This is a genomic window from Pseudomonas sp. Bc-h, from assembly GCF_002080045.1.
Classification (GTDB): Bacteria; Pseudomonadota; Gammaproteobacteria; order Pseudomonadales; family Pseudomonadaceae; genus Aquipseudomonas.
Window position 1 is genome coordinate 1 of record NZ_MUIN01000009.1, and the last position, 12,094, is coordinate 12,094.

Annotated in this window: 8 protein-coding genes and 1 pseudogene; all 9 read right to left on the reverse strand. The window is 61.2% G+C overall.

Translation table 11 applies throughout. The annotated features are described in order from the left end of the window. Positions 1–725, reverse strand: a 725-nt coding sequence (locus BWR59_RS32830) for a DUF2345 domain-containing protein (RefSeq protein ID WP_230982031.1), incomplete at its 3' end; no start/stop codon positions are given. A gap of 214 nt (positions 726–939) precedes the next feature. Beyond that, positions 940–2,688, reverse strand: a pseudogene (vgrG, locus tag BWR59_RS16455) (type VI secretion system tip protein VgrG); the annotation flags it as partial. Then, complete coding sequence (gene tssH / locus BWR59_RS16460; RefSeq protein ID WP_081566709.1) at positions 2,685–5,321, reverse strand: type VI secretion system ATPase TssH; 2,637 nt, start codon at positions 5,319–5,321, stop codon at positions 2,685–2,687. The pseudogene vgrG and the gene tssH, both read right to left, overlap by 4 nt. A 145-nt stretch (positions 5,322–5,466) precedes the next feature. Next, positions 5,467–5,958: an Hcp family type VI secretion system effector gene (locus BWR59_RS16465; RefSeq protein ID WP_081566710.1), complete on the reverse strand. Its 492-nt coding sequence runs from the start codon at positions 5,956–5,958 to the stop codon at positions 5,467–5,469. Between the two features lie 15 nt (positions 5,959–5,973). Beyond that, entirely contained in the window at positions 5,974–7,704 is a 1,731-nt protein-coding gene (locus BWR59_RS16470) for an OmpA family protein (protein ID WP_081566711.1), read from the reverse strand. Positions 7,705–7,711: 7 nt separating this feature from the next. Continuing rightward, on the reverse strand, positions 7,712–8,395 hold the full coding sequence (tssL, locus tag BWR59_RS16475) for a type VI secretion system protein TssL, short form (protein ID WP_081566712.1): 684 nt from the start codon (positions 8,393–8,395) through the stop codon (positions 7,712–7,714). Then, positions 8,392–9,747 carry a type VI secretion system baseplate subunit TssK gene (tssK, locus tag BWR59_RS16480; RefSeq protein WP_081566713.1) on the reverse strand — a complete coding sequence of 452 codons (1,356 nt, stop codon included), beginning with the start codon at positions 9,745–9,747 and terminating at the stop codon, positions 8,392–8,394. The genes tssL and tssK overlap by 4 nt, the downstream gene beginning before the upstream one ends. Positions 9,748–9,770: 23 nt before the next feature. Continuing rightward, positions 9,771–11,309, reverse strand: coding sequence for a type VI secretion system contractile sheath large subunit (gene tssC, locus BWR59_RS16485; protein WP_081566714.1), 1,539 nt, complete (start codon positions 11,307–11,309; stop codon positions 9,771–9,773). A 31-nt stretch (positions 11,310–11,340) separates the two neighbouring features. Beyond that, a complete protein-coding gene (tssB, locus tag BWR59_RS16490) occupies positions 11,341–11,844 on the reverse strand; it encodes a type VI secretion system contractile sheath small subunit (protein ID WP_081566715.1) in 504 nt (167 codons plus the stop codon). Positions 11,845–12,094: the final 250 nt, after the last annotated feature.

Sequence of the window (12,094 nt, forward strand, 5' to 3'; positions counted from 1 at the left end):
TCGGTGAGTTCTTCTTCCTCTTCTTCCTCTTCCAGCGCCTCGGGTTCGTCGTCGTAGTCTTCGTGCAGGGTGAATTTCACCGGCCGCATGCTGTAGACCTTCTGGGTCAGGCCCTCGGTGTCGGTCAGCCCCCGCACCACACGGCCATCTTCGCCATTGATCCGATACGGCACGTAGGGCATCGGCGTGCCGTTGTGCCGGTCGAGGATCTGGAAACTGGCGTTCATGGGGTAGATGTATTGCGGGTCTTCGAGCTTCCAGGGTTTAAGGGCATCCTTGAGCGATGCCGCGCCGCCCCAGTCGACATGGTCGTTCTTGATGCGCAGATCCATCGGCGCACCRATTTCGATGGAGCCGTCCTTGAGCTTGATGTAAGCCCCGCCGCTGGCCAGGGTGATGCCCTGTTTGGCGTCGATCAGCACTTCGTCGCCGACGCTGGCGAGGGTCAGTTTCTTTTTCGAGCGCAGGAGCATTTCATCATGCTGGGCCTGGATGTCCACCGGACCATGGGCGGCCATGACCTTGATGCCCAGTCTCTGGGCGAACAGGCTGACGGCTTCGCCTGCGGCCACGCTGAAGCGTTTGAAGACGCTGACGTCGGCGCTGTCGCGCGCGGTGGCGGTCAGGTTCTGACCTGCCGAGAGTTGCAGGCTGGCGGGGGTGGTCAGGGCGATGCCGGCCGGGGCCGAGGCGATCAGGCCGGCTTGCTTGAGTTCGGTCAACACNGTTCTGACCTGCCGAGAGTTGCAGGCTGGCGGGGGTGGTCAGGGCGATGCCGGCCGGGGCCGAGGCGATCAGGCCGGCTTGCTTGAGTTCGGTCAACACYTCCTTGAGCGCGTGCTGGGCTGAGGCATCCGCAGGCAGGGCCTGCGAGTCAGCCGCGCAGTGTGCCAACGCCTTGACCAGCTCCAGGGATTGACTGAGCTGGGCCACGGCGTCATTCATGTCCAGCACATCGCCTTTGCCTTTGGGCTGGTTGTCGGCACTGATGAACACCCCCTTGCCACCGCGAATCGCGCCCCAGCCATCGGTGCGCAGCTCAAACCCTTCGCCACGCTTTTGCTTGTCGGCATCCACCAGATGCCCCAGATTGAGCTGGCTCTTGCCGCTGTTGTCGGTGCTGAGCTTGACGTGTTCCTTGCCCCGTTCATCCTCCATGCGCAGTTTGTTGTTGGCCGGGGTGCGCAGCACGTTGCGGGTGTAGTCGCGGTCCTTGAGGGTGACGTGGTCGGGGTGCTGGCTGTCGTGCAGGGCGTGGGCGATGTAGGGACGGTCGGGGTCGCCGTGTTCGAAGGCAATCGCCACTTCGGTGCCGCAGATCAGCGGCAGGTGCAGGCCGTGGGTGTCGCCGGCGTAAGGCCGGGCCAGACGCAGCCACAGGCTTTCTTCGCCGATGTCCCAGGTGTCGCGGTCGAACAGGAAACTGACCTTGTAGCGGCCTTCCTGGTCGATGTGGCTGTAGGGGTCGTTGCTCTGGCTGCTGGTGACGCGGGCCGGGAGGGTGCCGGCCATTTTCGGCTTGGCGAGTAACGGCGGGCGAAAGCACACGCTGCTCGACCAGGGAATGGCTTCGAAGCTCACCTCAAGACTTGAATCCCGGGCCGCGCGAATCACCAGCCGGGTGATGACCGCGCCGGGCGCAAAGGCCTGCGGCGCRCCGCCGGAAATGTTCAGTATCTGGGCCAGGGCCACGCTGGCGCTGCTGGTCACGCCGCTCAGGCGGGTCTGGTCGTTGAGATAACGCTCATGGCGCAGGCGCCCATAGAAAAACCCGCTTTCGCTTTGCAGGTCTTCGGCCTGATCCAGCTTGTCGCCCAGCGCGGTGTAGGGCTCGGCGTAGTGATAGGCCTCACCGTAGGTGGTTTTCGCCCCTCGGGTCTGGTCCACTTCACCGTTGAGCCAGGCCCTGGCTTCGCGTGGATCGTAGGCGCGAAAGTGCAGGTTTTTTTCCACCACTTCATGGCTGGACTGCAGCCCCCAAACCGCATCCTGCCCGCTGCTGCCAAGGCCCGATTGYGGACGATAGGGCAAGTCGAGCGAGCCTGCGTAATGCCGCTGATCGTCATGAAACTCGACCACATCGATGTTCAGCCGCGCATCGCGGGTGAGGCGGTACCAGATGCCGACCTCGGCCAGCAGCCGCGCGATRAACGCCAGATCGCTTTCGCCGTACTGCATGACCTGCTCGCGAGGAGGGTATTGGCGCACCAGCTTGAACAGGAAATCCTGGCCTTCGAAATCRTGGCGGCTGCGCARAATGCTCTCGACGATCTGCGGCACCGACTGGTGCTGATAGAGGCGGTATTGCCGACCGCGCTCGAGCAACGCAAGCCGCGGCTGMAACACCACTTCATAACGCGCTTCGTCGCTGGAGCCGGACAGGCGCTTGAACGAGGTGATCACCCCGTGCAGCGTACGCAGCGGTTTGACCTCGGGCGTCGGCAGGCTGCGGAACACCTTGGGCAATAAATGAGGCGCTGTGTGCAGGCTGAAATCGGCGGGTTTGCCGAGGATCTGCTCGGCGGCGATGTCCTGCTCGCTGGAGGTGAATTCGAGGGTGTAGCGAAACGGCTGGCTGAGGGTTTCTTCGCCGATGAAGGTCAGGACGTCGAGCTGAGCCTTGAGGTCGTGGACGATGAGTGTATGGCGGCTGTGGTCGAAGAACGTGGGGAATGTGTTCAACATCATTCCACCTCCGCGATTGCAACGGCGTCATCGAATTGCAGGGTGATGCCATCCGCTTCGTTGTAGCCAAACGTCACGCTGCGGGTTTTCAGGCCCGCGGCCTGACGCTCCAGCAATTGCTGACTGAGCACCGGTAAAATCAGCTGACTGAGCACACTGTCGATCGCCCGCGCGCCGTTGTCGGGCTGGGTTTGAGCCGCAAACACCAGCGCGTCCTCGAGCTGCACGTCGATGTCGCACTGCAGCCCGTAATAGCGCCTGAGCCGTTGAGCGACTTTGCCAAGCTTCAGCGAGACGATAGGCTTCAACGCCTCGGCTTGCAGCGGTCTGTAGATCAAGGTCTGGAAGCGGGCCAACAGCGCTGGCTGAAAGTGTTCGCGCAGAATCGGGCGCAGCAGCTCATGCATTGAGGCGTCCGGCGCCTCGGGGGTTTCCCTGAGGCAGGCGTGCAAAGGGTCGCTGCCCAGATTGGAGGTCATGACAATGACGGTGTTGCGAAAGTCGATTTCCCGGCCCTCGCCATCGCGCATGAAACCGCGGTCGAATACCTGATAAAAAAGGTTGAGAACGTCGCGATGGGCCTTCTCTACCTCATCGAGCAGCACGACGCTGTAGGGCCGTTGGCGCACCGCTTCGGTCAGCACCCCGCCCTGGCCGTAACCGACGTACCCCGGTGGTGAGCCCTTGAGCTGACTGACCGTGTGGGCTTCCTGATATTCCGAGAGATTGAGGGTGATCAGCGACTTTTCGCCGCCGAACAGGATGTCCGCCAGCGCCAGGGCCGTCTCGGTCTTGCCGACCCCACTGGTGCCGACCAGCAGGAACACGCCAAGCGGCGCGGCTTCTTCGGTGAGCCCGGTCTTGGCCGCTCGCAGACGTTTCGCCAGCGCGCCAAGCGCGTGATCCTGGCCCATGACACGCTCGCCCAGCTGCTGTTCCAGCGCCAGCAGACTCGCCTGTTCATCCTTGAGCAGACTGCCCAGCGGCACGCCGGTCCAGTCGGCAATGACCTCGGCGACACTGCGCGCGTTGACGTCCAGAGACAGCAGCGGCGTATCGCCTTGGGCTGCGGCGATCTCTTGCTGCAACCGCATGCACACGTCGATCTGAGGATTGTTCGCCTCACGAGCGTCGAGCAGTTGCCGGGCAAGATCACGCTCGCGCTGGTATTGCTGTTCCATTCGAGTCTGCTCGAGCGCGCGTTCGCGATACTGCTCGTCAATGATCGCCACTCGCTCATCCGCATCGCCGCCGGCAAATCGCGCATCCTCCTCAAGCGCCTGACGCTCCATTTCCAGCGCGGCCTGCCCTGCCTTGAGACGCACCAAAGCCTGAGGCTCACAGTCGAGGCTCATGCGCACGCGAGCGCTGGCGGTGTCCAGCAGATCTACCGCCTTGTCCGGCAATTGACGGCCAGGCAGATAACGACGTGACAGGGTGACCGCCGCCTGAACGGCCGAATCTTCAATGTGGACGCCGTGGTGACTGGCGTAACGGGCCTTGAGTCCCCGCAGCATGAGCATTGCGTTGCCGTCGTCAGGCTCCTCGACTTTGACCATCTGAAAGCGCCTTTCAAGCGCCGCATCACGCTCGAAATACTGTTTGTATTCGCTCCAGGTGGTGGCGGCGATGGTGCGTAATTCGCCACGCGCCAGCGCAGGCTTGAGCAGATTGGCGGCATCGGCTCCCCCAGCCTGATTACCGGCGCCGATCAAGGTGTGAGCCTCGTCGATGAACAACAACACCGGATGCTCGGCGCGCTGGACCGCGTCGATCACGTTTTTCAAACGCTGTTCGAACTCGCCTTTGACCCCCGCTCCGGCTTGCAGCAATCCGAGATCAAGGGTGCGCACGCTGACCGGCTTGAGGCTTTCGGGCACGTTGCCCTGTGCAATGCGCAAGGCCAGACCTTCGACCAGCGCGGTCTTGCCGACGCCGGGCTCGCCGACAAGAATCGGGTTGTTCTTGCGCCTGCGGCTGAGGATGTCGATGACCTGGCGAATCTCGTCATCGCGACCGAGCACGGGGTCGATCTCTCCCTTTCGGGCCTGGGCGGTGAGGTCCTGGGTGAACCTGTCCAATACCGCATCCGGCTTGCTGCCGGCGGGTGCCTCCACCGGTTGCAAGTCGTCGGCGGTCGGGTCACTCGCGAGCTGTTGCGCTGTGCGCTCATCGGAGTGTTGTTCCAGCAACGGCAGCAACTGCTGCAATTGCGAGTCGCTGAGGCTCAGCAACGGCCACGTCGCATCGCACGCCAATAGCCCGGGGCTTTCCATCAAGGCACCGAGCACGTGGACAGAACGCAACTGTTCGTTAGGCTCGTCGAGGGACGCACGCAACCACGCGTTCTTGATCAATTGCTGCAACCTGTTGCACAGCTGCGGCTTGCCCTGCACGGTGCAGGACAGGGTGTCCAGATGGTCGAGCAGCCCGCGCCAGAGGCTGTCGATGTCCCACTCGTAACGACGTGCGATGAACACCAGATCACCCTCGCCTCGCTCCAGCAGTTTGAGCAACCAGTGCTCGATGCTGATCCGGGCGTGACCTCGGCTTTGACACAGCGATGCTGCCGCGCTGAGCGCTTGTGCGCAAAAGGGATTGAGGCGGCGAAGCAAGCGAGTGGAACTCTGAGCCATGAGCGATGCGTCCTTGTTCTGAAATCCGGTCGATGAATCGACAAATCCGGGGTAACGCAGGGTGCAGCGAGTCGAGCGCCCGACAACGAGCGCTCAACCCTGTGCGTCACCGGCAAGCGCAACCGCTTGCCGGGGTTATTGCGGGTCAGGCGGTCTGGCGTTCATTCCACGAATCGGAGTGAATGATGTTGCCGTCCTTGTAGGTCCAGGTGACCTTCTCGTAGCGCAGTTCGATGGCCTCCAGATGGTTGTGTTTCTCTTTGTCGGGGTCCTTGACATCGTGCATTTTCGGCGCCACGCGCACGACCTTCACGTTCTCCAGCAGGGTGTTGAAGTACTCGACTTCCTGCCCGGCATCGTCGATGCGATACCACTTGAACTCCGCACTCTTGAGGGTCTGGCCAGTACCTACCGCCTTGTAGAGGTAGGGAGTGCTGGCGTCGACCTCCTTGGTGAACAGAAACGGGGTGTGAACACGGGCACCGGTCAGCTTGCCGGTGTTGTTGTCGGTGGGGATGTAGACGCTGTGGTCCTGAGCGACCACCTCAATGCTGCCCTCGCGGGACTGCACATTGACGGAACCCTTGATCTCTGCACCGCCGTCATCTTTCAGCCACAGGTAAACGGGAATTGCCATTTAAAGCTCCTTCTCTCACTTTTCGAATGTCGCGGATTGCGACTCAGGGTTTCTGCCCGGTGCGGCGACGGGCAGCAGACACGCGCCCTCCTCCGGCACCAGACGGATGTCGACGCGACGGTTGGCCGCGCGTCCTTGCTTGGTTTCATTGCTGGCAACGGGATGACTTGCGCCCAGGCCCTGAACGGCAAAACAGCTGTCGGGAATGCCTCCCATACGCTGCATCCAGTCCCGCACCGCTTCGGCCCGGGCGCGGGACAGGCTCAGGTTTTGCGCTGCACCGCCCGTGGCATCGGTGTGCCCGGTGATCACGATCAGCCAGCCCGAGCGAACTTTGATATCGACCAATGCCTCGATCAGCACTCTGGAAGCTTGCGCCCTGAAATCGGCGCGCCCAGGCATGAACAACGACAGGCTGTTCAGGCGTACTGGCGCGGAACGCTCCGGGACAGGCTCGACCTCCGGTGCGCGGTATCCGGTGATGGCTTCCCAGAGCGGCGCCCGCAGACGCTCCCCCCGATACAGCCCCAGCGCCAGCGACAGTGGCTCGCCGCGGCGGTAGTGATCGTCCAGACGCTGGGCGTCACGGCGCAGGGCCAACAACGACTCTTCGAGCAGTACAAGTTGAGGGGTATCGCGATCGGCCAGAGCGCTCACCGATGAATAACGGCGCAAGTCGTCACTGATTTCCCGCAGCAGCAGCGTGTTCTGCCAAGCGGAGTTGATGAGCGCGATGGCCCCGGCCGCCGCGAACATCCATACCGCGATGACGCTGGCGCGGCGTATCGCGGTGTCGCCCGAGTGACGCGGCAGCACAGCCAGCAATGGGTCCGGAAAGGGTATCGGGTGGCCAGCGGCGACGGTTGGCTCACAGGCATCCTGCAGACCGGTCTTGTCGATCAGCCACTGTTCCCACAGATTGCCACTCGCGGTTGCGCCGGCCGCAGGGACCATCGTCATGACCCAGGCGCATGGCATTTGCCCGCGCTGCCGGCCCTGTGGCGTCACGTGCGGCAAGACACACTCACCCAGCCAACTGACAAGGCTCCTCAGCTGAATCGTGATGAACACGCGCCGCTGCTGTTCGAGGCTGTCGGCCGCGTCGCATTGCCAATCCTCAAGGCCTGCGACCCCGCCATCGACACGCACGCGTATATCGAGCCTGCCCGCCTCGCAACTGAACCACGCCCCGTGACTACCCTTACTTTGCAGGTAGCTGACCAACACCACCGGTAACATCGGCGAGCTCCGACGGGCCAGCGTCAGTTGATGACAGAGCGCGCGAACCTGCCCCGCCAGCACGGCTCCATCAGCATGTGCCTGCGGGTTGACGATGAACATGACGCTCAACTGCCTTCGCCAGTCCGGTCGAACGGTCAGCAGGCCGGCGACCATGTCAGGCAGGCGCTCCACATCGGGGACCCGGACATAGCAACCTCGATTCGTGATACGCAGCATCGACTCCGTCGTGGTGCTCGCGAACAGCCCGTTCGGCGAGTCGCCACAGACCAGAATCACCGGTCGCCGATAGTTCCTGGCTGGCAACGCGTTGACATTGTCGAACGGCAGCGATTCACGAAACCGCGCGGCGCGTCGTTTGGTCCACCTCCATGCGAACCCAAGCACGATCAAAACCAGGACCATCGCGCCGATGCGCATCGCGGTAGTCAGCGCCAGCATGGACAACAACGCAAACGCCAACGCGCCAGCCCAGAGTACGAGCCCGTAGATCATCTTGGGTGTCATCGGCTCGTCACCCCTGATCCATGGCGAGGGAGGCGATCTGCTGAGCCAGCAGGTAATCGAGCCCCCACCAGGTTGCCACCAGCAACAGCCCTGCGACGACGATATGCAGAAGGGGTGACCGCAGCCAGCCAAGCTGCAGTTTCGGCTGGCAAGCGCTGACCACCGTGGGCAGGCCTTGATCCAGACCCAACGGCGCCACTCGTTTCGCCATCTCTGCCACTAACAGCTGGCGCTCGGGATCGTCGAGTTGCGGGTAGCGGCCCAGAAAACCCAGCATCAGCACCCGGTGGTAAACCGTAAGCACGTGCGGATCCGGCGACGGCTGACGCAGGACATCGCGCATCTCCTCGTAGAGAAATTCGCCCGCCTGATGGCGGCTGAAGTACCGCGCCTGCATCGGTTCGCCTGCCCATTTGGCACGAGCCTCTGCATCGGCGTGGCCGAGTACGGTTTCATCGAGCAACGCGCAGTGCGCATAGCTGATCAGATCGACGCTGCGCTTGCTCAGGCCCGCAGTCTCCAGCTGCTGCCGCACCCGTTCGATCTGCACGGTGCACAGGCTCCAGAGATTGCGACTGCTCTTCGCCGCGCCGCCTTGCTTGAGCTCAACGACCAGCAGATAGCTGTCTTGCAGCAGCAGGTCCAGATCCGGAGCGGCGGGTTTCGAGTGTCGGGCATTCGACCGGCTCATGTGCGCAGCACCGCGAAGAGTTCAAGCTGGATCTGCGCCAGGGTGCCGGGGACGTAGAACGCACAGACGCCGTGAGCAAGAACCGCCTGGCCCTTGGGATGGGTGAAATCGAGGGCGAAGTACTGGTTTTCAAGGCGCAACGGGATCGCCGCCGGGACGTGACCGAGTGGTTGAAGAGGCACACCGTCAAGCGCGGCATTGATCAGTTGATCGACATCGTCCGGCGTCCCGACCTTGCACAGGCGCGGAAACTGCGTCTGCAATTGCGCTGCCGAATCACGGCCGCGCACCGACAGATAGAAGTCGGCTGCATCGGCTTCACGCAGGCGCAGGTCATCCAGCGACACCTGCCAGCGATTCGGACCGGTTTCCGTCAGCGCCAGTGCGACGACGCGCGACGGCAGGCTGGCCTCAAGCAAGCTGGAAATCAGCTTGAGCAAGGGGGGAAAAACGCCTTCCAGCTGATCGTGTCGGTACACGGGGATCATCTCGGCATCGTGATCCAGAGAAAATGTCAGCAGCGCTCCGGCGAACTTGACCATCTCCACATAGGCCTGCTCGGGATGCCGAGCGCGATGCCGGATGAGATCGGCCAGCACCGGTTGATAGGTATTCAGGGCGTTGAGCAGCCAGAACAGCGACACATCGGCCACGGCAAAGTCCGCCATGCGCTGGTTGCTTTCCCGGCGCATGCTCATCAGCCGCTGGCGCCGGGCCGTTAATTGCGTCAGCAGATTTTCAAGCTGCGTCACCAGCCCCGAATGACCGGAGACGCTCAGCAATGGGGGAATGAACGAGGCGTCCAGCACCCAGGCACCCTGTCCGTCGCGCATCAGCCGAGCAACCGGGCAAGTCACGTAATCAGCGTTGTCATCGGTGTCCAGACGCAGGCTGAGCACATGCTCCAGCACGCCTACCGATTGCTCCTCGTCTCCATGAACGTCTTGCACTGAACGCCAGTCCTGCCGGTAGCGCACAGGCCGTTCGCAGGCGACCCCATCGAACAGGCAGTTGTTGCCGTTGGCCTGCTCCAGTGGCAGCGCCAGCACAATCGTCGCGCTCGACCCCGCGTTTGCCAGCCATGCGCTCAACTCCAGCGCCGGAGGCAAGCGGTCGAAATGATCGGTATCGATCAGCGTCCCGTCCGGCAAACGTACCCGGACCAGCGCCGCTTTCAGTTTGCCCAGACTCAGCGCCTGGAGGTCGAAACCCACTGCCTGCACACCCCAGGGATGCACCAGCGAGAGATGCGCGATGCTGTCGTTGCTCCAGGCTTCCCAGCGCGCCTGCTGCTGAAATTGCTGCTGGGACAGCAAGGCCCCTGCAGCCCACAAAGGACGGTCGATTTTCATGATGGAAGCACCTATGGCCGACGTCAGGCTTTCGCCTTGGGCATTTGAGAAACCAGCGAAAGATTGACGTCCATGCCTTCCACCTGAAAATGCGGCACGGCATACAACGTGCTGCGGAAGAACCCGGGGTTGTCGTCAATGTCTTCCACCACCACCTTGCCGTCACGCAAGGGATGCGAGGCTTGCAGATCGTCCCCCGGATCCGTCATTTCGGTGACGAGCCCGCTGATCCACTTGTTCAACTCAAGCTCGAGCAACCGGCGGTCCTTGGTGGTGCCGATGTTTTCGCGCTGGATCAGCTTCAGGTAATGCGCGATGCGCGACAGGAGAAAGATGTAGGGCAGACGCGAGTTGATCCGGCTGTTGGCGGTGGCTTCGGCGGTGTCATACAGCGCGGGTTTCTGCGCGGAGTTGGCGGAAAAGAAGCAGCCGTAGTCGCGGTTTTTGTAATACGAAAGAGGGATGAATCCGAGGTTGGCGAATTCGAATTCGCGGGTCTCGGAAATCAGCACCTCGGAGGGAATCTTCACCTGGTTGCCGGTGCCCAGGTCATACAGGTGAATCGGCAGATCGGTCACCGCCCCGCCTGACTGTGGCCCGCGAATCTGCACGCACCAGCCATTGGCGATGAAACTCTTGACCATATTCGCCGCGAAGGCGAAGGAAGCGTTGGTCCACAGGTATTTGCAGTGATCGGGGCCCTTGACGCTCTCGACGTAATTGAAACTGCGCACGGGAATGGTGTCCGGCCCGTAGGGCAGCCGACCCAGAACGCGGGGCATGGTCAGGCCGATATAGCGCGCGTCGTCGGTCTCGCGGAAGGACTTCCACTTGAGGTATTCCGCCCGGTCGAAGTAGTTGCCGATGTCTTTGATGGCGGCGACCTCCTCCATCGTCTCCTTGCCAAAAAACGCTGGCCCCACCGCTCCAATGAACGGCATGTGCGCCGCGGCGGCGACCTTGGAGATGCTGCGCAGCAGCGCGATGTCCTGGGGACTGCGGTCGAATTCGTAATTGGAAATGGCCGCGGCGATGGGCTCGCCACCCGGCGTGTCGTATTCCTGGGTGTAGGTATGGATATAGAGACCGCTCTGGGAGATCTCGGGCGCGTCTTCGAAATCCTGAATCAGGTGATCCTTGCTGATGTCCAGCAATTCGATTCGCACGTTCTGACGAAAATCGGTCTGATCGATCAGCGACTTCACACCGCGCCAGGTCGACTCGACACGTTGAAAATCCGGATGATGCATGACCGCATCCAACTGACGGCTGATCTGCGCATCAATTGAAGCGATGTGTTCGTCGAGCAATGTTTTATCCAGCCGATCGACGGTGCGCGAAGACGCTTTCAATAAATCGAGAAAAACACTGACCGCCGCCGTGACACGCTCATCAGCGGACGTATCGGACAGCACTTCGTTACTCTGAAACACTTCGATATCGCCAAGGGCGGAAACCGGACTCAGGTTTATTTTATTAAACAAAGCGTTGTAAACACTTTGACGTTCTTCGGACAACACTTCGCCGCCGTCCGTCACTGCGGAACTTTGTTTCAAGGACATGTGAAAAGCCTGTTTTATATAAACGAGATGTTTAACTTTTTTCCCGGGAGGAAAGCCCTGTCAGTTCGTTGCGAAGTTCATTGCTGAGGGTTTCATCCTTGAGAATGCGCTCCAGTTCCTGTCGGAAGGTGGCGTTATCCAGCAGGTTGGATTTGAGATCGCGCAAGAGATTGCGGGTCGCCAGAAGGGCCCTGAGTTCGGGAATCTGCCGTGCTACCTGCTCGGGCTCGAAGTCCTTCATTTGCTGGAACCCAAGCTCCACGGCGGTATCGGAGCCGTCTGCGGCAAAGGTATTGGCCACCGTCAGTTTGAGGGAGGGCGAAAATTCGGACAGGACGCTGTCGACATTATTCTTGTTGATATTGACCTTGCGGCGTTCGGACAAGGCGCGTTGTTCGCGGCCATTGCTGTAGTCACCCATGACCATCAGTTTCAAGGGGAGTTCGACCTGCTTCTGCGCACCGCCGGTGTGCAGATCGAGTTTTATATTGACGCGTGCCTTGGGCACTTCGTTTTGGAAACTGTTTGAAGTCATGACGCCTCCACGGACAGTGTTTGCCATAAGGTGGGTAAACGCTCTGAATAAACAGAGCCGATGAGCAGACCAGCGATATTGAATCAGGCAGTCAAACGTTCAGATATATAAACGCAACGGGACGCATGAATAATCGGGCGACCATTCATCTGCGAAAGAGGTTAATCGTCCAGGAATAGAAATTCCAGCCAGCGCATAACCAACAGGAAGTTTCTTACTTATTTGGGGAACATTCTTACAACACGAAATT

Coding starts and splice junctions, on each gene's coding strand:
- tssH (WP_081566709.1), bottom strand. CDS start 5,321: ATGGCTCAGAGTTCCACTCGCTTGCTTCGCCGCCTCAATCCCTTTTGC.
- BWR59_RS16465 (WP_081566710.1), bottom strand. CDS start 5,958: ATGGCAATTCCCGTTTACCTGTGGCTGAAAGATGACGGCGGTGCAGAG.
- BWR59_RS16470 (WP_081566711.1), bottom strand. CDS start 7,704: ATGACACCCAAGATGATCTACGGGCTCGTACTCTGGGCTGGCGCGTTG.
- tssL (WP_081566712.1), bottom strand. CDS start 8,395: ATGAGCCGGTCGAATGCCCGACACTCGAAACCCGCCGCTCCGGATCTG.
- tssK (WP_081566713.1), bottom strand. CDS start 9,747: ATGAAAATCGACCGTCCTTTGTGGGCTGCAGGGGCCTTGCTGTCCCAG.
- tssC (WP_081566714.1), bottom strand. CDS start 11,309: ATGTCCTTGAAACAAAGTTCCGCAGTGACGGACGGCGGCGAAGTGTTG.
- tssB (WP_081566715.1), bottom strand. CDS start 11,844: ATGACTTCAAACAGTTTCCAAAACGAAGTGCCCAAGGCACGCGTCAAT.